Source organism: Williamwhitmania taraxaci (genome assembly GCF_900096565.1).
GTDB classification, from domain to species: Bacteria; Bacteroidota; Bacteroidia; order Bacteroidales; family Williamwhitmaniaceae; genus Williamwhitmania; species Williamwhitmania taraxaci.
Map to the genome: position 1 here is coordinate 20865 of NZ_FMYP01000034.1, position 22712 is coordinate 43576.

19 protein-coding genes are annotated in these 22712 nt (G+C 43.0%); 10 read left to right on the forward strand and 9 right to left on the reverse strand.

Annotation, left to right across the window (positions count from 1 at the left end):
- Nucleotides 1–5 precede the first annotated feature (5 nt).
- Nucleotides 6–1040: a tRNA (adenosine(37)-N6)-threonylcarbamoyltransferase complex transferase subunit TsaD gene (gene tsaD / locus BLS65_RS09975; protein WP_092438518.1), complete on the forward strand. Its 1035-nt coding sequence runs from the start codon at nt 6–8 to the stop codon at nt 1038–1040.
- Between the two features lie 4 nt (nt 1041–1044).
- Here the strand turns inward: tsaD and BLS65_RS09980 are convergent, their stop codons facing one another.
- Nucleotides 1045–3345 carry an ABC transporter substrate-binding protein gene (locus tag BLS65_RS09980; RefSeq protein WP_212590529.1) on the reverse strand — a complete coding sequence of 767 codons (2301 nt, stop codon included), beginning with the start codon at nt 3343–3345 and terminating at the stop codon, nt 1045–1047.
- 95 nt (nt 3346–3440) lie between these two features.
- On the opposite strand from BLS65_RS09980, the gene yaaA reads away from it, so the two are divergent.
- Nucleotides 3441–4205 carry a peroxide stress protein YaaA gene (yaaA, locus tag BLS65_RS09985; RefSeq protein ID WP_092438522.1) on the forward strand — a complete coding sequence of 255 codons (765 nt, stop codon included), beginning with the start codon at nt 3441–3443 and terminating at the stop codon, nt 4203–4205.
- Between the two features lie 55 nt (nt 4206–4260).
- Here the strand turns inward: yaaA and BLS65_RS09990 are convergent, their stop codons facing one another.
- The 4 genes from BLS65_RS09990 to BLS65_RS10005 are packed head-to-tail and all read right to left on the reverse strand — an operon-like array spanning nt 4261 to nt 8599.
- A complete protein-coding gene (locus tag BLS65_RS09990; RefSeq protein ID WP_092438524.1) occupies nt 4261–5442 on the reverse strand; it encodes a class I SAM-dependent rRNA methyltransferase in 1182 nt (393 codons plus the stop codon).
- Nucleotides 5427–6032, reverse strand: coding sequence for a 3'-5' exonuclease (locus tag BLS65_RS09995; RefSeq protein ID WP_092438525.1), 606 nt, complete (start codon nt 6030–6032; stop codon nt 5427–5429). Before BLS65_RS09995 ends, BLS65_RS09990 begins: the two co-directional genes overlap by 16 nt.
- Nucleotides 6025–6657 carry a DUF5063 domain-containing protein gene (locus BLS65_RS10000; RefSeq protein WP_092438527.1) on the reverse strand — a complete coding sequence of 211 codons (633 nt, stop codon included), beginning with the start codon at nt 6655–6657 and terminating at the stop codon, nt 6025–6027. Before BLS65_RS10000 ends, BLS65_RS09995 begins: the two co-directional genes overlap by 8 nt.
- Nucleotides 6658–6691: 34 nt before the next feature.
- Entirely contained in the window at nt 6692–8599 is a 1908-nt protein-coding gene (locus tag BLS65_RS10005; RefSeq protein ID WP_092438529.1) for a RecQ family ATP-dependent DNA helicase, read from the reverse strand.
- Between the two features lie 453 nt (nt 8600–9052).
- Here BLS65_RS10005 and guaB point away from each other — a divergent pair, with 453 nt between their 5' ends.
- From guaB to BLS65_RS10030, 5 genes are all read left to right on the forward strand, one after another.
- Entirely contained in the window at nt 9053–10522 is a 1470-nt protein-coding gene (guaB, locus tag BLS65_RS10010) for an IMP dehydrogenase (protein ID WP_092438531.1), read from the forward strand.
- Between the two features lie 56 nt (nt 10523–10578).
- Complete coding sequence (locus BLS65_RS10015) at nt 10579–12540, forward strand: peptidylprolyl isomerase (protein WP_092438533.1); 1962 nt, start codon at nt 10579–10581, stop codon at nt 12538–12540.
- A 98-nt stretch (nt 12541–12638) separates the two neighbouring features.
- Nucleotides 12639–13490 carry a hypothetical protein gene (locus BLS65_RS10020; protein ID WP_125869827.1) on the forward strand — a complete coding sequence of 284 codons (852 nt, stop codon included), beginning with the start codon at nt 12639–12641 and terminating at the stop codon, nt 13488–13490.
- Between the two features lie 11 nt (nt 13491–13501).
- Nucleotides 13502–14860, forward strand: a complete 1359-nt coding sequence (locus BLS65_RS10025; protein ID WP_092438537.1) for a peptidylprolyl isomerase — start codon at nt 13502–13504, stop codon at nt 14858–14860.
- A gap of 27 nt (nt 14861–14887) precedes the next feature.
- Entirely contained in the window at nt 14888–16519 is a 1632-nt protein-coding gene (locus BLS65_RS10030) for an OstA-like protein (RefSeq protein ID WP_092438539.1), read from the forward strand.
- Nucleotides 16520–16572: 53 nt separating this feature from the next.
- Here BLS65_RS10030 and BLS65_RS10035 read toward each other — a convergent pair whose 3' ends face one another.
- The 4 genes from BLS65_RS10035 to BLS65_RS10050 all read right to left on the reverse strand — a co-directional run bounded on the left by BLS65_RS10035 (nt 16573) and on the right by BLS65_RS10050 (nt 18997).
- Nucleotides 16573–16794 carry a DUF2795 domain-containing protein gene (locus BLS65_RS10035; protein WP_092438541.1) on the reverse strand — a complete coding sequence of 74 codons (222 nt, stop codon included), beginning with the start codon at nt 16792–16794 and terminating at the stop codon, nt 16573–16575.
- A gap of 73 nt (nt 16795–16867) precedes the next feature.
- Nucleotides 16868–17416, reverse strand: coding sequence for a cob(I)yrinic acid a,c-diamide adenosyltransferase (locus BLS65_RS10040; RefSeq protein ID WP_092438544.1), 549 nt, complete (start codon nt 17414–17416; stop codon nt 16868–16870).
- A gap of 33 nt (nt 17417–17449) precedes the next feature.
- The gene (locus tag BLS65_RS10045; RefSeq protein ID WP_092438546.1) at nt 17450–18178 is read right to left on the reverse strand and encodes an ABC transporter ATP-binding protein; all 729 of its coding nucleotides are present in this window, start codon (nt 18176–18178) and stop codon (nt 17450–17452) included.
- Between the two features lie 12 nt (nt 18179–18190).
- Nucleotides 18191–18997: an O-methyltransferase gene (locus BLS65_RS10050; RefSeq protein ID WP_092438548.1), complete on the reverse strand. Its 807-nt coding sequence runs from the start codon at nt 18995–18997 to the stop codon at nt 18191–18193.
- A gap of 190 nt (nt 18998–19187) precedes the next feature.
- On the opposite strand from BLS65_RS10050, the gene recG reads away from it, so the two are divergent.
- The 3 genes from recG to BLS65_RS10065 form a co-directional block, all read left to right on the forward strand.
- Complete coding sequence (recG, locus tag BLS65_RS10055) at nt 19188–21296, forward strand: ATP-dependent DNA helicase RecG (RefSeq protein ID WP_244500686.1); 2109 nt, start codon at nt 19188–19190, stop codon at nt 21294–21296.
- A gap of 2 nt (nt 21297–21298) precedes the next feature.
- Nucleotides 21299–22159, forward strand: a complete 861-nt coding sequence (locus tag BLS65_RS10060; protein WP_092438552.1) for a DUF3108 domain-containing protein — start codon at nt 21299–21301, stop codon at nt 22157–22159.
- Between the two features lie 275 nt (nt 22160–22434).
- The coding region (locus BLS65_RS10065) for an IS1 family transposase (RefSeq protein ID WP_139180963.1) at nt 22435–22712 on the forward strand (278 nt) is incomplete at its 3' end.

Consider the following 22712-nt stretch of genomic DNA (forward strand, 5'->3'; position numbering starts at 1 on the left):
GAGCTATGAGCAGTGCCGAAAAGAGTTTAGTAATACTAGGTATCGAGAGTTCGTGCGACGACACCTCGGCTTCGGTGATCCGGAATGAGTATATACTTTCAAATATTATTGCAAATCAGGATGTGCATAAGTTATATGGTGGCGTAATTCCTGAGTTGGCCTCTCGTGCTCACCAGCAGAGTATTATTCCTGTGGTGGATAGGGCGTTGTCTGTTGCTGGGGTAACCCGTAAGGAGATTGATGTTGTGGCTTTCACGCGTGGTCCTGGGCTGCTGGGCTCTTTGCTTGTTGGTACTTCTTTTGCAAAGGGCTTTTCATTAGGATTGAATATTCCCATGGTGGAGGTGAACCATTTGCAAGGACATGTTTTGGCTCATTTCCTTCGTGAGGAGGGTAAGCCGATGCGTTATCCCGCTTTTCCTTTCCTTTGCTTGCTTGTATCGGGTGGAAATAGCCAGCTTGTTTTGGTGAAAGATTATCTCGAAATGACGGTTGTTGGTCAAACCCTCGATGATGCCGCCGGCGAAGCATTCGATAAGTGTGCCAAGGTTATGGGTCTGCCCTATCCCGGTGGGCCCCTCATTGATAAGTTGGCCAAAGAGGGAAATCCAAAGGCGTTTAAATTCAATAAGCCTGTAATTCAAGGGTATAATTATAGTTTTAGTGGACTAAAGACATCGTTTCTCTACTTTTTACGCGATGCATTAGTGCTGAACCCAAACTTTATTGAGGAAAATCAGGCAGATCTTTGCGCCTCCCTGCAAGCAACCATTATTGATATCTTAATGGATAAACTTATTAAACTTGCTAAGGAATATGGCGTTACTGAGATTGCGGTGGCTGGCGGTGTGTCCGCTAATTCAGGCTTGCGGCAACGAATGATTGACGAAGGTGCGAAGCGCGGCTGGAATGTGTATATACCTGATTTTAGATATACAACAGATAATGCTGCCATGATTGCCATCGCTGGATACTATAGTTATCTTAAAGGTAATAGGGCGAGCCTTGATATCGCCCCACTGGCTCGCATGGTTTTTTAGTGTGTTAAATCTTTTTTGAGAACTCTTGAAGTTTTTGGAATAACTCTTCTTGGATAATCGGCTTTACAATGTAATCGTCGCAGCCAGCTTCTAGGCATCGGTAGCGATCTTCCTCCATGGCATATGCAGTTTGCGCAATAATTGGAAGGTTCGGCTTCTCCTTTTTTATGGCTTTTGTCGCCTCCAGACCGTTCACCTCTGGCAACTTGATGTCCATTAGCACAAGCTGAATTTGTGAGTTGTTTAATGCCAAATTAATGGCCTCGCGACCATTTCGGGCAATAATAACAGTGGCACCTCTCTTCTCCAGTATGGCTTTTAGTAGTAAACTATTACTGGGGTCGTCTTCAACTACAAGAACGACTAACTTTTCAAGCATCTTATATGTTTGAATGGTTTCGCTGTTGTTCGTTCGTATTGGTGCAACTGCAATAAATGGAATGGAAATGTAAATTGAGGTGCCATCGTCTCTACTCACCTCAAACCAAAGGTTACCATTTAGCAGTTTGATAATCTCTCGCGAAAGGGAGATGTTGAGGCTAATTCCCTCCGATAGTGGCTGAAAAGAGTCGGTATAAACGTCTTGATCTTCAATTAACTGTCTCATTTCGTTTTCCGAGATCTCCTTATTTTCCTCTCGGAGTACAAAAAGTAGGGTTCCGCCTTCTTCTTTTACAAAAATGGTGATCTCTCCCTCCTCGAGTATGCGTGAAAATGAACCCGCTAAGCCGCAAATTGCTTGTTTTAGTTTTTTCTCATCGGTTCTAATAAAGATGGAAGTGGACGGCATTTCCACTTTGAACCGTATTTTTTCTCGCAGATTGGGCAGTATTTCCCCTTGCAAGGTTTCAATACTCTCCTGCAATAACTTAGCAATATTTACTCGGGTCGATGCAATTTTTAAACTTCCAGTTTGTATTTTAGAGAGATCAACGAGATTGTCAATAACCTTTAGCAGGTTTAGACTATTTTTTTGAATGATTTCGAAAACTTCGTTGTATTTTTCTTCTTCAATCTGCCCCTTTTGAACTAGGTTTGAAAAACCAACAATTGCATTCATCGGGGTTCGGATTTCATGCGATAAGTTGGCCAAAAAAACGTCTCGTTGTTCGGCGAATTTTTTCCCCTCATGCAGATGGAGGCTAAGTTGAGTTCTTGTTTCCAATAGTTCTGCCGACGATTTCTCTCGGTCTTTCCGCTCAACCTTAAACAGTGCGATGGCGTGCCTAAGGTCTTTTTTTGCCTTTTGAAGGAAGTATAGAAAGTAACCCGATGTTACAGCGGCTGCTAGGAACAGAATGCCAAGTATGATGAGAAATATTGGATTCGTGCTTTTTTCGCTTATTTGTGGCGTGTATATGAAATTTTCTAAGGGTTTTATTTGCTTGGATAAACCTAGCTTTACATAACTTTCCGCGATGCTCCGCCAACGCTCTCCATCCATATGCCCAATCTTTATCAAGTCCGGCATAATCATCGTGTTTAGGATTTGGGCCTCGAAGAGTAGATGCTCCTTTATTTTGGTTGGGTTATATTTTTCGAGAATGAGGTTTGCCGTTTCATCCTTATGTTTTAGTGCATACTTCCAGCCCTTTAAGCTGGCTTCGAGGAATTTATCTGTTGTGGCTTTATTATTTGTTATATAGGATTCTGATGAAAAGAGACAGTCGGCGTAAAAGTTAATGCCATTATCTTCTGGTGAAATAACCGTATAATCGATGTCGAATTTTTGTAGGAAATATGGTTCGTTGGAAAGGTATGCGTTTAGCGCATCTATTTTTCCAGATAGTAGTTCGTTGAGGCTGAAGGATGGAGCAGAAATGTTGTAATCTTTCATCGTCAATCCGGACGATTTAAGCATAGCGTAAATCTCTCCAGCATAGGCCGTTTCGCCTAGCATTATGTTTTTGTTCTTAAGATCCTTTGCTGTAGTGATTCCCGATGATTTCTTTACAATAAGGACCGACGGTGAGCGTTGACAGATGGCACAAAGAACGACTACTGGCTCTCCATTGAGGTAGTGAACAACGATACCCGAATTGGAAATCCCAAAATCATAATCGCCCTTAAGCACTTTCTCAATAGTATAGGCTTCTGATTCTGCCTCTTTGATCTCAACATCTAAACCAGCCTCCTGATAATAGCCCTTTTCTTTTGCCATGTAGTAGCCGGCAAATTGAAATTGGTGCTTCCATTTTAAAAGTAATTTCACCTTCTCTTCTGCTTGGGTTGATGAAAAACTCAGAAGTAAGACAATAATCAGCAAAATGGAAGGTTGGCACTTTTGAAAGAGATAAGTTTTCAATTGTTTGGTTTTCGTTAACTTTCGGAATGGAAATTGGTTTACCATGATGAAAGTAGTTCCTGTTAAATTTATGATGCAAAATAGTGAAAAAAGCAATGTTAATACTGTTATCGCCTGCAAAAACTTTAAAATTTACACCGATAGATTTTAAAATTGTTTGGGGATTGCCTGTTTTCTTAGATCAATCTAAGGTTATTGTTGACCGAATGAAGGAACTCAGTCTCGAAGAAATTAGTCATTTAATGGCTATCAGTCCTGCATTGGCTCAACTTAATTACGAACGATTTCATCAGTGGACGTTGCCGATTACTGAGGCAAATGCAACGCCTGCACTATGGACCTTTATGGGCGATGTTTACAAGGGTTTGGATGCCGCTTCTTTCTCGAAAGATGAAGCGCTTTTTGCTCAGTCATCGGTTAGGATACTTTCTGGTTTGTATGGCGTTTTGCGCCCATTCGATCTGATGCAAGCCTACCGGTTGGAGATGGGCTCTAAATTAAAGGTTGGTGAGGGCCATAACCTATACCGGTATTGGGACAAGCAAATTGCCTCATATCTGTTGTCCGAACTAAATGGGCGACCGTCGAACGTGATTGTTAATCTTGCTTCTCAGGAGTATTTTAAGGCTGTGGAATCTATTTCGGAGCTGGTGAGGGTCATTACGCCATCTTTTTATGAAACATCTTCAGGGAAGGCCAAGATGGTGGCTATTCATGCTAAGCGAGCACGTGGCCTCATGACCCGATTTGTTATAGAGGAAAGGATTACCAATCCTGACCACCTGAAGGCGTTTACCTCTGAGGGTTATCTTTTTAGTGAGCCTTTGTCAAAAGGAGACCAATGGGCATTTGTTCGATAAAAAGAAACGGGGTAGCGCATGCTACCCCATTTATATATTTCATCACAACTTCTTACTACTCTACATATACTACCAGCCCTTTGAGGTATTCTCCTTCGGGGTGGTAAATATTTATTGGGTGATCGCCCGGCTGTGACAGCTGGTGGAGAATCCTAACTTTCCTACCGGCAATGGCCGCTGCTGTAAAAATGGTATTGCGGAATTGCTCTTTAGTCACAACCTGTGAGCAGCTGAAAGTGAAAAGTATGCTGCGCGGTTCGATTTTTAAAAAAGCGATAGTGTTCAGACGCTTATAGCCTTGTAATGCGTTTCCAAGAACCTTGTTGTGCTTTGCAAACGCCGGCGGGTCGAGTATCATTAGGTTGTATTTCTCCTCATCCTTACGGAAGTAGTTGAATACATCCTCGGCAAATGCTTGATGGCGGTTGTCCTGGCCAAAGTTCTTCTCCATATTGGCATTGGTGAATTCGATAGCCCTTTTCGAACTATCCACACTGTGCACTAAATTGGCACCACCCCGCATGGCGTAAACGGAAAATGCTCCAGAATAGCAGAACATGTTAAGCACATTCCTTCCCTTGCTGTATTTTTCAAGGAGCATTCGGTTCTCGCGTTGGTCAATAAAGAACCCTGTCTTTTGACCCTCGGCCCAATCGATGCTGAACTGAAGATCGTTTTCGGTAGCCCACGTTGAGAGGGATTCTCCCACAAGGTAACCATCTACCGCATTCAACCCTGCGTTGTATGGAACGGTAGTTGAACTCTTATCGTAAATAGCCGTAATTTTAGCATCGGGAATAGCCAATATTGCCTCTGCTATGGACATTCGATTTAGGTACATTCCTACGGTATGGGCTTGCATTACCGCTGTGGTGTCGTAGATATCGACGATAAGGCCAGGTAGCCCATCGCCTTCACCATGAATTAAACGATACGAATTTGTATGAGCGTTGCCTGCCAATCCCAACGATTTTCGAACTAGGAAGGCCTCGTTAATTCTTATGTTCCAGTATTCTGGGGTGTATTTCTCTGGCTCGAAGCAAAGCATTCTCACCGTAATCGAACCAATTTGGTAGTGGCCTGAGCCAATAAGTGTGCCTTCGGCCGAGATCACTTCCACCACATCTCCTTCGGCGGGGCTTCCCTCCATGCGGGCAATGGCACCAGAAAACACCCAAGGGTGGAATCTAAGTAGTGATTGGTCTTTGCCTTTTTTAAGTATTATTCTTGATCCCATTGCGCTTTTTCTATTGGTTTGAGATGATTTAGCTTGTTAAATATTTGAAGGCATACGTATGCGTCCGTTGCGGCATATCGTTGCTGCGCTTCAGTAAGAATGGGGTTTTCCCAATTTGAGAGTTGTTGTGACTTGGAAACTTTTATGCCCAACACAATGGCAGAGAGTTTTTTAAGACTCTTGTCTTCAATTCCATACTTCACTACAAAGTTCTGCAATTCAACGAATCCGGATGCATTGAATTCCGATAATTTTCGGAGATACCGAATGTCGTCTGTGATTCCAACGCCAATTTTCAAGGGGATTGCTCTCGATAGCACTTGTTTTAATGATATGGGTAGCCCCGTTGATCCCAAGCGAAATAGGAATGCTTCGTTGGCGGTCGAGATTTGCAGTAATGCTACCTTATTGCTGCTCCCTTTGCGGAACGACGGTCTCGTTTCTGTGTCGAATCCTAGCACTTTTTGGGCAAGGAGGAACTGGGCAACTTGTTCTGCTTGTTCTGGGGTGTTGATGGTTACAATCTTCCCTTCAAAATGAAAGCCAGGTAGGCGTTCAATGTCCTCTTTACTAATACTTTGTTTAAACATCCTTTTCGTCCAGTGACTTCCTAAATTCTTCTTGCCGTTTTGTTATGATCCAGTCTTTCGTATTCAGTTCGGAATTTTCGTCCTCATCGGCATTGTCTAACCCTTCTGGCAATGCGAGGAGTCGGTGAATGGCGGTGAGTGTTGATAATACTTTTAGTCCCCAGTATTGGTCGAAGTTTTGTTTTACCTCATATAGGGCATCGTTCATTATCTCGGCTGCCCCTACTTGAAACAGCAGGCTATAGTCCTTAGTATCTTGGTATATATCGGCGAGGTTTTCCGAAATGCTGGCAGTGCGCATTTCATCCGTTTGTCCCTCCTCGGCTACTGTCTCTGGATATGCGTCGTGCCTTCCAATAATGGATTGAAGTCGATCCCTTACTGCATTCCAATCCTCCTCAGTGACAAACTTCTCATTACCATCGTCAAATAGGAGTTGTGTGTTGGGCAAAAGTGTTGCCTTCATGTAAAGAAAAGGCAATACTTTCTGCAGGGTGCTAAGCAGCGGCTGAACTTCGGTGGAGGACGGAGCCTCTAAAAATTTACACACCTCGTTTGCCACGGTAGTGAATTCCAGAACGGGTTTGGAATAAACAACCTGTCCTGCATCCTCTAATTCTGTCATAGATTAATCGGTTTTATCGCTGCAAAGATATAAACTATTGTGCATCGCTCCAATAAAGTAGCCCGTTATCGGTTTTTATCATGCTCTTGTCGAGCAGCCAGCGTATTATTTCCAAACTTTTTTCGGGCGAAAATGGTATGCTATCTACTAGTGCTTCTGCCGATATAGGTTGGTCTAGGAGTAATTTCTGTATAGCGGATTTAATCTGACGCTCCTCTTCTGCTGTTAAACCTACCGTTGCCAATGCCTTGCACACATCGCAAAGCCCGCAAGGTTTGCCGCTAGTTTCCCCAAAGTATGCAAGTAACTGTTGGCTTCGGCATACGGTTGTGCACTCGGCATACTGAAGGGTGGCTTCAATACGCTGCTTAAACCTTGTTTTGCGGTCGAGATAGGTTTCAGGGGAAATTCTTATGTTTTTCTGATCGAGCCGCTCCTCCATCATGATGAGCAGTGGTGTACGCTTCTTTGGAAAATAGTAAATTACACGCATCCGCTCCATCTGTTTTAGCAGTTCTTGCATCTTTTCGCCGGCAATGCCGGCTCGTTTGCCCAATGTCTCTTCCTCTATTTTAACAAAACCAGAGAATAGTCCGGGGTAGGTGCGCAGTAGGAGTTTTATTATTTTATCGATGTCGGGGTTGGCCACTTGCAGCTTATAGAGCTCATCACGCTCCATAATAAACATGAGTTTCGATGGATTATTTACCTCATCCGTGAGTTCGAGGTAGCCCTCCATTTGGAGTATTTTCAAGGAATTGTAGGCTCGCAGCGCATTGAATTTGTAGTGGGCTGCAAAATCTTGTAATTTAAAGTCGTGCACCGAATCTTTTCCTGCTCCAATGGGGATTTGGAGGTAGTTGCACAGCGATTGGTAAGTGAGTTTGATCTCTTCAATGGGAGGAAAGGAGGTTTCGATGCGCTGCTCCAACTTGTTTCGGTCCGATGGGCTGAATAGTAAAATGGCAAAGGCTGTTTTTTCATCACGGCCAGCTCTTCCAGCCTCTTGAAAGTAGGCTTCGGGAGAGTCAGGTAGATCGGTGTGGACCACAAACCGCACATCCGATTTATCGATTCCCATCCCGAAGGCGTTAGTGGAAACTATGATTCGGGTTTTTCCTTGCTTCCAGTTGTTTTGCTTTGTGCTTCGCGCTTCATAGCCAAGTCCTGCATGGTAGTAGTCGGCCGAAAAACCATTCTTTACCAAGAGTGCTGCCGTTTCCTTTGCCGATTGCCGGTTGCGAACATACACAATACCGCAACCAGGAATCTTCTCAATGAGCTTCACGAGCAACTTCTGCTTGTCCTCGGTTTCCCGAACCACGTAAACCAAGTTTTTTCGTTCGAAACTCTTCTTTATTATATTTTTCTTTCGAAACCTGAGCTTTTCCTGAATATCTTCTACCACGGCAGGCGTAGCCGTTGCTGTTAGTGCAAGGATGGGGACATTGGGCAGCAATTCACGTATTTCGGAAATCTTCATGTAGTTTGGCCTGAAGTCGTAGCCCCATTGTGATATGCAATGCGCTTCGTCTACGGCAATCATGCTTACGGTCATCCCCCGAAGTTTGTCGGTGAATAGTTGGGTGCTCAGACGTTCCGGTGAGAGGTAAAGAAATTTATAGCGCTGGGTGGTAGCATTTTCCAAAATAATATCAATCTCCCGTCGGCTCATGCCCGAATGAACTGAGAGTGCCTTTATTCCCTTCTTTTCCAGATTCTCAACCTGATCCTTCATGAGTGCAATAAGTGGGGATACCACAAGGCAAATACCCTCCATTGCCATTGCTGGCACTTGAAAGCAAATGGATTTTCCTCCGCCGGTTGGCAGTAAGGCCAGCGTATCCTTTCCTTCGAACACAGATTGGATAATCTCCTTTTGCATAGGCCTAAATTGGGAGTATCCCCAATAGCGGAGAAGAATTTCGTTGAATTGTTCCATCGTTCACAAATGTATTGCTTGCTGACGTAATCTGCAAGAAGAATCGAACTGCTGTGAGGCAAGACTTTTTACTACAAAAAGAATATTGATTTGATTGATGAATAATTTAAAAGGCTTTTTTTGCCGTTATAACATGCCCTTTAGTCTTTTCTTTGCCTATCTATCTTACCATTTGCTACATATTCAGCTTTAAATGGTGTTTTCAATTGATCGGGTTCTGATTGATTTTGTTTATTTCGCTCTCATTATTGTGCTTTCATTTTTGCAATTCGCCCGTCAGGTTGTTTGTTTTTCCTGTTTTTAACTTTGCCTTTTTACTTTTTTTGTTCTTACTATTTTCCGTTAAAAACAGCTATTTTCCATGGTTGGAGTGCTATTTGAAGCGCAAGGCCAATTCCTTTGGGTATTTTTTTGTACTTTAGCGCAATTTTTAAACAATAATAACGCTACGCCATGTCATTCCTAAACGATAAGCTGGTAGGCGAAGGACTCACCTTCGATGATGTACTGCTTGTTCCTGCCTACTCAGAGGTTTTGCCGCGAAACGTTGATGTATCAACACGGTTTAGCCGCAATATTGAGCTTATGGCTCCCATTGTTTCCGCAGCAATGGATACTGTTACCGAATCGGCCTTGGCCATTGCTATTGCTCGGGAAGGTGGTATTGGTGTGATTCACAAGAATATGAGCATCGAAAAGCAAGCTGCTCAGGTTCGTGCTGTGAAGCGTGCCGAAAACGGAATGATTTACGATCCAATTACTATTAATAAAGATTCCAATGTTGGCGACGCCATTGCGCTTATGCGCGACTACAAAATTGGTGGAATACCGGTTGTCGACGAAAACAAACGGCTAATTGGTATTGTCACCAACCGCGATTTGCGGTTCCAGGAGGACTTTAAGTGTCCTATTATCGATGTAATGACTAAGGAGAATATTATTACTACCGGTATTGAAACGGATTTAGTTCGTGCCTCGGCAATTCTTCAGCGCCATAAAATCGAGAAGTTGCCGGTTGTCGATGAAAATAATAAGTTGGTAGGGCTTCTTACCTTTAAGGATATTACTAAAATTAAGGATAATCCACGGGCTAGTAAAGATTCAAAGGGACGTTTAAGAGTGGCTGCTGGTGTGGGAGTTACTTTCGATACCATGCTCCGCGTTGATGCACTTGCCGATGCTCAGGTTGATGCTCTTGTTATTGATACTGCACACGGCCATACTATGGGCGTGGTAACCATGCTCAAGGAGGTTAAGGCTAAATACCCTAACATTGACGTGGTGGTAGGGAATATTGCTACAGCCGAGGCCGCCCTTATGCTTGCTGAGGCGGGTGCCGATGCGGTAAAGGTGGGCATTGGACCAGGTTCTATTTGCACCACCCGCATTATTGCAGGTGTTGGTGTACCGCAGCTTACAGCCATTTACGATGTGGCAAAGGCGCTTAGGGGTAAAAATGTTCCTATCATTGCCGACGGAGGGATTCGCTACTCTGGTGATATTGTTAAGGCAATTGCTGCTGGTGCCAGTACCATAATGGCTGGATCGTTATTTGCAGGGACAGAGGAGTCACCGGGCGAGACGATTATTTTTAATGGACGAAAGTTTAAGTCATATAGAGGGATGGGTTCCGTTGAGGCCATGCAGCAAGGATCTAAGGACCGTTACTTCCAAGATGTGGAGGATGATGTAAGCAAGTTAGTTCCCGAAGGTATTGCAGCACAGGTTCCATACAAGGGAACGCTCAGCGAAGTTCTCTACCAACTTATTGGTGGATTACGTGCAGGCATGGGCTACTGCGGTGCTGCTAATGTTACAGCCTTAATGAGTGCTCGATTCGTGCGTATCACTAACTCCGGAATATTGGAAAGCCATCCCCACGATGTAACTATCACCCGGGAAGCACCAAATTATTCTCGTTAGTAGAATTAATTCTTAATTCCAGCGTTACCTAAGCTGGATCGTTTAGATAATTGGATATGATTAAGAAAATTCTTGTAGTCACTATTTTGACCTTTAGCCTAGCAGTAATTGCTCGGTCTCAGTCTTTGGATAAGATAGCCCTGAAGATTAATGGAAAACCTATTACTCTTGGTGAGTTCAACTACCTTTTTACCAAAAATAGAGCAGCAAACGCAGCAGTCGATAGCCAACAGTTGGCCGATTATGTTAAACTTTTTGTTGACTACAAGCTTAAGGTTGAGGCAGTTTTATCTAAAAAGATGGATACCACCTCGGCCTTTCGCAGCGAACTGGCAGGATATCGGGTGCAACTGGCGTCACAATACCTTACTGATACCACCGCGGACGCTAGGGTGCTCAACGAAGCGTATGGTTTTATGCAGTATGATCTAAGGGCGTCGCACATCCTTGTTGCATTAAGTCCTGGGGCAACACCTTCCGATACTTTGACCGCATATAACCGAACTCTTGAACTTCGCGCAATGATTCTGGCCAATGCTCCTTTCGATTCACTCGCAAGAGCATTTTCAACCGATCCATCGGCAAAATCCAACGGAGGTGATCTTGGATATTTTACTGCATTCCGTATGGTATATCCTTTCGAACGCGCGGCCTATCGGTTATCGGTTGGTGAAGTGTCGCCTCCAGTGAGGACTAAGTTCGGGTATCATATTATTAAATTAACAGATAAGCGTAAGGCTAGGGGCGAGGTGAAAGTTGCCCATATTATGGTTCTAATTCCAAGAACTGGCAGTGAGACCGATTGGGACAATGGGCTGGCTCGCATTAGTTCGGTTAGAGAAAAGATAATGCGGGGTGCCGATTTCGGCCAGCTGGCTGCAGAAGTGTCCGATGATAAAGGAACTGCACAGAGTGGGGGCGTTCTTCCGCAATTTGGGATTGGTCGTATATTGCCCACGTTTGCGGATGGGGCTTTTGCGCTTACCACCATTGGCGAGGTTAGCATGCCTATTCGCTCACAGGCGGGTTGGCATTTAATTAAATTACTCGAAAAGCATCCTGTTGGCTCATTTAGTGACGTGAAGGGAGAGTTGAAGGAAAAAATATCGCGTGATGAGCGTATTCTTGCAGGGCAAACTAGTTTTGTTGCCACGCTGAAGAAGAAATATGGTTATAAGATGAACCAGCAAAACATCGATGCCGTTGCCAATCTTCTCGATACAACATTCTCAGTAGGTAAATGGAGTGCTGAGGCGGCACTGAAGATGAAGAAAATCGTGTTCGCATTTGCAAATCAGAAGGTATCGCAGTATCAGTTTGCTCAATATCTACAAACCAAGCAAGGTCAGCCTATTGAAGATGCAAAATTGTTTGCAAACGAGGCGTTAATTGGCCTGTCGGCTGAGAAGTTATTAGCCTACCAATCGGAGAAACTGGAAAAGACTTATCCGAACTTTCGCTTCTTGATGAACGAGTACCACGATGGTATTTTGCTTTTTGATATATCGGACAAAACCGTTTGGAGCAAAGCATCAAAGGATAGTTCGGGTCTAGTGGCATTTTATGAGCGGAACAAGGCAAATTACCTTCGCCCCTTGATTGCTAATGCTGCGGTTGCAATATTCTCCGATAGCACCACTGCCATGTATGCAAAGGCAGACTTAATGGAGATGGATTTAAATTCGATGGTTCTGGATTCATTGAAGGGACTTATGCTGAATAAATATCAAGCGACCAATTTCTCAAGTGGAAGTTATAACCCTAGCGATCATCAACTTATTTCGAAGGTTATTCCTTTAGTTCCCGGAATTCATTTCTTGGAAACCGGCAACCAAACGAGTTGCTTGATAATTGTAAAAAGTGTCGAAAAAGATTATGTTCCTGCTCTTGATGAAATTCGTGGAGTCGTTATTTCAGGTTATCAGGATGAACTCGACCATCTTTGGGTGAAGCAGTTGAGGTTGCAGTATCCGGTTGTAGTCAATTGGGCTGTGATCTCCACACTAGTAAAGAAATAGTTACCATGAAATTTTTAACTGTAAATAGTAGTAAAACGGATTGGTTCCGTTATCAGATATTTCTGTCAGGGTTGGTTAGTGCTAAAAATCACATTAGAATGAAAACCTGTTTGTTCAGTTTTCTTATGCTCTCGATTTTTGCAAGTTGTAGTTTGCTTTCCGGAAAGGAATCAGAGAAACCGGTGGCAAAGGCTTATGGTAAGGAACTCTATCTTTCCCAAATTCTAGAGATATTTCCTCCAGGAATGGGGAAAGAGGATTCTGTTCAGATTCTTAAGAACTACCTTGAAGGATGGGTTCGCAAACAAGTGATTTTGCAGCGTGCCGAAAGTAATCTCACCAGCGATCAAAAGAATGTGGATCAATTGATAGAGGATTACCGTACTTCGTTGCTTATTTATAAGTATGAACAGAAATACTTGTCGCAGAAGCTCGATACGATTATTTCCGAAGATCAGGTTCGCACTTTTTATGATAGCAATAAGGATAATCTTGTGCTGATGAACTCTATCGTAAAAGCACTTTTTGTTAAGATAAGTAATAGTTCACAAGCGTTGGAAAAAGTGAAAGAACTTTATCGATCGAATAAGGATGAGGAGATTAAAGCCCTAGATGATTTATGCTTACAGGGAGCAGCAAAATACGATTACTTCAACGAGCAGTGGGTGTCATTTAATTATGTTTTGGGTGAGGTTCCGTATCAGCCCGACAGTCAGGAAGATTTTCTACGAAAAAATCAAAGTTTGGAGTTTAAGGATAGCCTTTTTACCTATCTTTTGAATATTAAAGATTATAAGCTGAAGGGAGAATTGGCTCCTTTGGGTTATGAGAGAGAAAATATTAAGTCCATTATTCTAAATCAGCGAAAACAAGTTCTTATTAAAGATCTTGAAATTAAAATGTATAACGAGGCACTTAATCGCGGTCAGTTGAAAGTGTTTGTTCAATAGAGGAGAAAAATATGAATAAAGTTACAAAAGTATTAGTTAGCTCTTGCTTTGCATTAGCACTTCTTTCAACGGCTGCTATTGCAGTGGCTCAGAAAGTCTCGGTAGACCAAGTTGTCGCCGTGGTCGGCTCCGACGCTATTCTACTTTCCGAAATTGAGCAGGAAGTAATGCAGATGCGGGCCGAAGGTTTACCGGTGAATGAAACCAGCCGATGCACTATTCTAGAGAATATGATGATTCAGAAAATACTTCTAAATCAAGCTCGGATTGACTCGATTATTCCGAATATGGCACAGGTGGAGTCTCAACTGGAGCAGCGCTTGGCTTTCTTTTCGAACCAGTTGGGATCGCAAAAGGCTGTTGAGGAGTATTTCAAAAAGTCTATCTATGATATTAAGGCCGATTTGAAGGAGTCGCTCCGCGATCAAATCCAAACGCAGCAAATGCAGTCGAAAGTTTCTGAAAAGGTAACCATTACCCCTTCGGAGGTGAAGGCTTTTTACAAGCAGATGCCATCGGATTCTTTGCCAATGATTAACCAACAATATGAGATACTTCAAATAGTTAAAACTCCCTCTGCTGCTTCGCAGGCAAAATTTAATGTAAAGGAGAAGTTGCTGGAACTAAGGCAGCGTATTGTGGATGGGGAAAAATTCTCCTCCTTGGCTATACTTTATTCTGAAGATCCAGGTTCTGCCCGCCGTGGTGGTGAGCTGGGTTTTCGTTCTCGGGGCGAGTTGGTAAAACCGTTTGCCGATGCAGGATTTAACCTAAAACCAGGTCAGGTTTCACAAATTGTGGAATCGGAATATGGTTACCATATTATTCAACTCATCGAAAAGAAGGATGACAAGGTGAATGTGCGCCATATCCTAATGAAGGTAAAATTTGCTCCTGGCGAGGAGATGGAGGCTATTCGATCACTCGACAGTATCGCCACTGCTATTCGTCACGATAGCATTACCTTTGCTCGTGCAGCTATGAAGTATTCCGATGACAAAAACACCAAGGTTAATGGTGGTCTGTTGGTGAATAGTCAAGCAGGATCTTCTAAATTCGAGAAGGATCAATTGATGCCTGCCGATTATTTCGCACTAAAGGAATTGAAGGAGGGAGAAATCTCATCGGCCTTTGAATCACGCGATGAAACAGCAAATGTTGTTTATAAAATAGTTTCTGTAAAGCGGATTCTCCCTGCGCACAAGGCCAATATTAAGGACGACTATGATGTAATTCAGGGTATTGCCCTTCGGAAACTTCAACAAGAATTCTTCCTTAAGTGGCTCGATCAGAAGAAAAAGGGCATGTTTATTCGTATTGATCCCCAGTTTGCCAAATGTGATTTCAAAGGAGAAGGTTGGGTGAAGTAGTAGTTTTTTTGATCTTTATTCTTTAGTATGCAAATTGGTAAGGTTGTTGTTTTAGCAATAGTTGCAGTGGCGGGAGTGGCGTTTGTGGGCGCTGCACAGAGTAGATTACGTATTGATTATGCCGACTATTTAACCTCACAATCAGATGCAAGTGGACAGTCGGTAGAAAGATTAACGGGCAACGTACGTCTTATTCATGATGGAACGGTTATGCTTTGCGACGTTGCCAATCGTTATAGTTCAGATAGGATTACTGCAAATGGGAATGTTCGGGTTATTCGGGATGGCGTTACCCTTACCGGCGAGCAGTTGGTTTACGATGCTATCACTCGACAAGGGGTAGTAACCGGGAGAGTGGTTAAACTGGTTGACGATTCAACCGTTTTGGTTACCAATTCCATCAAATTTGATACTAAGTTAAACGTTGCTGAATATACTACAGGTGGTACCATTACCAGTCCCGATGGTGATCTTGTGAGTCAATACGGGTATTACTATAGAGAACAAAAGAAGGCTGTTTTTAAGGGGAGTGTAGTGCTGAAAACGGGGGAGAGCATTATTAAGTCGGACTCATTAATGTATTTGGTCGCGACACAAACCGCTGTTTTTATTGCTCCCACCGATGTAACAACACCCAAGGAGCATATGACGTTCAACAGGGGACGATACTTTCGGAAATCGGGGTTGATGATTGCCTCTGGTTCGGTTTACCTGCTCGATGAGCATAACCGCGAAGTGCTTTCCGATTCTATTGAGTACTATCGTGATAATGGATTGGCAAAACTCTTTGGGAATGTTCAAATTGCCGATTCGGCACGTAAAAATTATCTTTTAGGCGATTTTGCCCGTTTCAATCGAAAGCCAGAAGAGATGTTTGTTACGGATAATCCGGTAATGATTTCGATTTCCGAGAAGAGTGATTCTGTTTATTTGCGTGCTGATACCTTAATGTCGGTGATCTCTTTCAACGCTCTTGGGGATACCATTCGTAGCATGATTGCCTATCGAAATGTGAGAAGTTATGGGAAAGATATGCAGTCGAGTTGTGATTCGATGTTTGTTTCCGGAATCGACTCTACTGTTACCATGTTCTATGAGCCATTGATATGGAGCGATATTACCCAGATTTCGGCGAATGAACTTAAGTTTATCTCCAAAGACAAGCAACTTGTTCGAGGTGAGTTTATCGGCGATCCATTTATTGCACAGCGGGTAGATAGTATTAGCTTTAATCAAGTTAGAGGAAAGACAATGACTGCTTTCTTTGCCAAAAATCAAATAACGAGGCTTGATGCCATCGGAAATGGGCAAACTGTTTACTATATGCAGGATAAGGAGAAGGTGGTTGCAGTGAATATCACTGAAAGCCAAAATCTTTCCCTGTATTTTGCCGACAGTAAAATTAAGAAGATATCTTTTCGTTCTAAGCCCGATTCGCGCATGATGCCTTTAGATAAACTCAATAAGGATGAAGCGCAACTAAAAGGGCTAAATTGGAGAGGCAGTCGAAGACCTCAGTCGAAAAGAGATGTCACGCTACGAACAATAAGGAATGTAGGTGATGTGGTTACCATGCCTGGGGTTGCCGTTAAGCAGAAGAGTGAAGTGGTAACGCCTAAGAATGTAAAAGACGATAACAAGAAAAAGCAAAAAAAATAAGTTATTGGAGACGAACATAAAAAATCCCGCCTAAGCGGGATTTTTTTTAAACCTTAATACTCTTCTTCGTTGAAGAAAAAGTCATCTTTGCTGGGGTAATCCGGCCAAATGTCTTCGATGCTTTCGTATATCTCACCCTCATCCTCAACTTCTTCGAGGTTTTCAATGACCTCCATAGGTGCTCCAGAACGAACTGCATAGTCAATAAGCTCCTCCTTTGTTGCAGGCCAAGGAGCATCTTCAAGCTTTGATGCCAATTCTAGTGTCCAATACATAGCGCTCTGTTTTTATAGATATTTTTTTATGATTTTTCAGTTATAAGCTCGCAAAAATATAAATTTTTTTTTCTTATATGTTTGGTTTCCATAAATTTTCTTTTGCATTTAACTTAAGTGACTGATATCGAGCCAATATAAAAAGATAATCGGAGAGTCGATTTAGGTATCGAATTACATTTTCTTGAATTGGAGTGTCCTCGGCCAGCTTTATGGTGATCCTTTCGCAGCGTCGGCATACATTTCGTGCAATGTGGCAGAACGAAACTGTTGTATGGCCTCCCGGAAGAATGAATGAAGTTAACGGTGGCAGTTGCTGATCCATAACGTCAATCTCCTGCTCTAGTGCGAGCACGTCTTCATCGGAAATTAGCGGGATTTTTGCATTGCAGTTTTCGCAATCGGCCGCAAGAATCGAGGCACAAGCCATTCGCCTTTCCTGTATTTCTACGATAACGTTGAAACTGTGTTCGTCAATGGTTTGATCGCGTATAAGACCAAGATAAGAATTGAGTTCATCTACCGTTCCGTAAGCCTCAATCCGTGGGTGGTATTTAGGAACACGCACTCCCCCAATTAATGAAGTTGTTCCCTTGTCTCCAGTTTTAGTGTATATCTTCATTGATGCTAATTGGTGATTTTTTGAAGCGCAAGATTACATCATTTGTTTAACTTTACGAATTCCCACGGGTTCGTTGTTTATTTTATCCGATTCAATTAATCCATCTCGGAGGCGAATGATGCGACGCGCATGCATGGCAATCTCCTCTTCATGGGTAACTACAATTATGGTATTTCCTTGATTGTAGATGTCCTCAAAGAGATTCATAATATCGATTGAGGTCTTTGAGTCGAGGTTACCTGTGGGCTCGTCGGCAAGAATAATTGACGGATCGTTCACCAGTGCCCTGGCAACCGCAACCCGTTGGCGTTGACCACCGGAAAGTTCGTTTGGTTTGTGGTCCATTCTGTCCGATAGGCTAACGTTACCCAAAACCACCGTGGCTTTCTTTTCTCGTTCTGCTTTAGGAATGCCAGCGTAAATAAGCGGGAGCATTACATTCTCAAGAGAGGTGTAGCGTGGTAATAAGTTGAATGTTTGGAATACAAATCCAATTTCCTTATTTCGAATGTCGGCAAGCTGGTCATCGCTCATTTTGCTCACATCCGTATTGTTTAGGATATATACACCCGAGGTGGGGGTGTCAAGGCATCCCAGAATATTCATAAGGGTTGATTTTCCCGAGCCGGATGGTCCCATTATGGCTACGTATTCGTTGGTCGAGATAGAAATGGTAACCCCGTTAAGAGCCTTTACTACTTGTGTCCCAACTTTGTAGTATTTTGTAATTCCTTCTATTGAAATCAAATTTTTTCGTGACATATCATTAATGTGTTAGTAGCGTACAGTGTAATGCTGCTTTTGCAACTTCTTGTTGGTGAAAATTATCCCAAATCTAAACAAATCTACTGAAACTCTGCAACTGGAGTATTCTTTGATGGACTTCCACGCTCTATCCATATCGTCGCTCCAGTGGATATCATCAATAATAATAACTGCGTCCTCTGTGCCTATTTCTGTGCACTGCTTGAAGTGTTCGAGTGTTGGAGTGTAACTGTGGTCCCCGTCAATAAAAAACAGCCCCAAACGACCGTTTTCTTCCTTTATCCTTTTTGTCTCATTTGTGAACGTTTCTACGCGAATGTCTATATTCGTAATACCTATTTGTTCCAAAACTGCTTTGGCCGTTTCGGCATAATCGCGGTGGCCTTCCACCGTTATAACTCTTGAGGTTGGCGATCCCGATGCAAGGTAGTAAGTTGCGCTTCCTAGCCCAGTTCCTAGTTCAAGAATTCCATCCCTTCCATAAAACGTAGAGAGCTTATAAAGCAACTCTCCATGCTTCTTAGAAATCCCAATCTCCCGGTTTATTGCTGCCGGTGTTGTGGGCTTTGTGTTTGGCGATAACAAAGAACCTGCTCCAAAGGTGCTGCGTGGGATGCTTTTGGTTACGCGTTTCAATGTTTGCTTATAGGCTGTAGCACCAATCTTTACTGAGATATCGCAATCTTCGCTGAAGCCTTTGTTCACCAGCGAAAAAATGGCAGGAGAGTGAATTCCAAACCCCTTGCGATGGCGTGATTTCAGTTTATAGACAATTAGTTTCCGAAATAGTTTAAAACGGTTTTTTGCTCTAGTCATGTTGATCAATTTGGCAGTAAAGGTAAAAAATGCAGGACATTTCTACTGCTTTTTGTAAAACTTCCAATTGATGCTTCTGTTTTCCTATATTTAGGTTTTAATGAACCCTTATTCTACTTAGTTTTGGATATAATTTATGAGCGTTAGGATTTCGCCTGTTTTTGCATTGGAAATCCCTTATTTTTGTAGTGTGGATAAGTTACAGGATAGCGATTTGAAATTTCTTCCGGGTGTGGGACCAAAGAAGGCTGAACTTCTCAAAAAAGAGTTGAAGTTAGCCACCTTTGGCGATTTGCTGTACTATTTCCCCTTTAAGTATATCGACCGTTCCCGTTTCTTGACTATTGCTCAAATAGAGGAGGATATGTCGTTTGTTCAGGTCAAGGGGCGCATTACTAGTTTTAGCTTTGCCGGCGAAGGGAATCGGAAGCGGTTAGTTGCCTTTTTTTCGGATGGGGTAGGCATCGCGGAGTTGGTTTGGTTTAAGGGTATTAAATGGATTCAGCAAAAGGTTGCTGTAAATACGCCATACATAGTTTTTGGGAAACCAACCATATTCAATGGCAGGGTTAGTTTTGTGCATCCCGATGTGGAGGTTGTTCTTAAGGAGGATGGAACCATATCGGGTGGTTTGCAACCTTACTATAATACTTCGGAAAAGATGAAATCTGCCTTCTTGAATTCCAAGGCAGTTGCAAAATTACAGGAGAATTTGCAGAAACTTATTGGGCCAAAGATAGTGGAGCGCATGCCGGAGGATTTGGTTGGCTCTCTCAAGTTGATGCCGTTGCGGGATGCTCTCCTGAATATTCATTTTCCACGAAGTGCCGATCTTCTACGGAAAGCTCAGCTTAGGCTCAAATTCGAGGAGTTGTTTTACATACAACTAAACCTTCTCGCCCAAAAAAAATATCGTCAAAAGAAGATTAATGGTCACGTATTCTCTAAGGTTGGGGAGTCCTTTAATAATTTTTATTCTAGCAATCTTCCTTTTTCCTTAACGGAGGCTCAAAAGCGCGTATTAAGGGAAATCCGAAAAGACCTTGGTTCGGGCCGCCAGATGAATAGACTCTTGCAGGGCGATGTGGGTAGCGGAAAAACACTCGTGGGGCTAATGGCCATGCTACTGGCTAGTGATAATAGTTTTCAATCGTGCTTGATGGCACCTACGGAAATATTAGCCAATCAGCACTATAAAACTATTGTAGACTTCCTCGATGGACTAGGCGTTTCGGTTGGTTTGCTGACGGGCTCGACTAAAAAAGCGGAGAGGCGAAAACTATTTGCGCTACTTGAGAGTGGCGAATTGCAACTGCTTATTGGCACTCATGCTCTTCTTGAGGATACTGTTCAGTTTAAAGATTTGGGGCTGGTTATCGTTGATGAACAACAGCGCTTTGGTGTGGCTCAACGGGCAAAGTTGTGGGAGAAGAATACAAATCCTCCCCACGTGCTGGTGATGACTGCTACTCCGATACCTCGCACGTTGGCCATGACCGTTTATGGCGATTTGGAGGTGTCTGTAATTGATGAACTTCCTCCTGGGCGAAAGCCAATCAGGACTATGCACTACTTCGATAGCAAGCGCCTAAAAGTCTTTGGCTTTATGCGTGAACAGATAAAACTGGGACGGCAAATCTATCTTGTTTATCCGCTTATTAAGGAGTCGGAGAAGATGGATTTCAAGGATCTTCAAGATGGTTATGCGAGCATTGTTTTGGAATTTCCTCCGCCCGAATACACAGTAGTTGTTGTCCACGGACAAATGAAACCCGATGAGAAAGACTTCTCCATGGGGCAGTTTGCTGCAGGTAAGGCCCAGATTATGGTGGCTACAACGGTGATTGAAGTTGGAGTAAATGTTCCAAACGCCTCTGTGATGATTATTGAGAGCGCCGAGCGTTTTGGCCTGTCGCAGCTCCACCAGCTTCGTGGAAGAGTCGGTCGTGGGGCTGATCAATCCTTCTGTATCCTGATGACTGGCAATAAACTCTCTTCCGATTCCCGAAAACGCATGTCCACCATGGTAAGCACCAACGATGGATTTGAGATTGCGGAGGTGGATCTTGCCTTACGTGGCCCCGGCGATATGGAAGGAACCATGCAGAGCGGAATGGCCTTCGATCTCAAAATAGCCAACATCGCCAAGGATGGACAAATACTTAGTTGGGCTCGCAATGTGGCCGAAGAGATTGTGGATGAGGACCCACTGCTCGATATGGATAAAAATCGTATATTAAAGGCCGAATTAACTCGCTTTAAAGGGCGAGATTCTTACGATTTTAGTCAGATAAGTTGACCATGGAAAAAAAAATTAGCCTTCTTGCCATAGCCCTCGGTCTTGTGATCTTTTGCTCAGGACAAACCACTGGGTCGAAAAAGACTACTCCACCCAAAAACACCTGCGTAAACTATACCTTCGCCAATAGTTCTTTTGCTTCGGGCGAGTCGTTAACTTACGCTATGAGCTATACGCTTATGTTTATTTGGACCGACGTTGGGGAAGTTACTTTTACCGCTACCGACGATACTTACCTAGGAAAGGATGCGCTTCACTTTCGTGCGGTTGGCAAATCGTATCCATTTTACGATAATTTTTTCAAAGTTAGAGATGTGTATGAGGCATGGGTACATCCCAAAACCTTAAAACCGTTTTATTTCAATAGGGAGGTCGATGAGGGAGGGTATACCATTAATAATATCTACACCTTCGATTGGAAAACTAACTTACTTTACGCCTATATCAAACGTAAGAATAGACCGGAAAAGCATGATACGCTTGCCGTGCTTCCTTGCTCCATCGATATTGTTAGCGTTCTCTACTATTGCCGGAATATCGATTATTCAAGCGCTAAGATTAATCAGAAGTTCCCAATTTCGTTAGCACTCGACGACGAACTGTATACTGTATTATACCGTTATCAAGGTAAGGAGGAGATTGATGTGAAAGGATTGGGACGTTTTCGTTGTTTGAAGTTTGGGATTGGCCTTGTAAAAGGATCTGTCTTTAGTGGTAAAGAAGAGTTAACGCTATGGGTTACCGACGACGATAATAAAATTCCAATTTATATTGAATCGCCCATTAAGGTTGGAACTGTAAGAGGAAGGGTAATCGGAATGAAAAACCTAAAATACCCGTTAACCTCAAAGGTCCAGAAATAGAACTAGTTCGTTTGTGTTTTAGAAAGAACTACGTGTTTGAGTCATTGGTTTTCTTTTCAGCCATGGGACTCTTGTACTCCACTGTGTTAAAAGAACGGGCGTCTTCTTGATAGCTAATGCTACATTGTTTGCTCTCGATCGTATCCACGTCCTCTCCGCTACCTAAATAGGGAAGGCTTAATGCTAACTTCCAATTCTTTTTTAATTTGGTTGGCTCTATTCAGTGATAATGTTGTTGCAAAAATTTGCTTATCTTAGTGGAAAGTCTCTATGATATGACAATAATTGAACAAATCCGAGAACTCGCAAAACAGTTGACAGAACAAGAGCGCGTTACGGTAATGCGGGAGCTGAAAAATACGGATGCATCACTTACGGCTCAGCTGGGGGAGGCGAAAGTCTGCCCCCACTGCTCGAGCAGCAGGATCATTAAGCACAGCATGTTCAATGGGAGGCAGCGCTCCAAGTGCAAAACGTGCGGCAAGACCTTTACTATGCTTACCGGAACGCCCATACACGGGTTGAAAAAGGTTTCACTTTGGCAGGATTACTG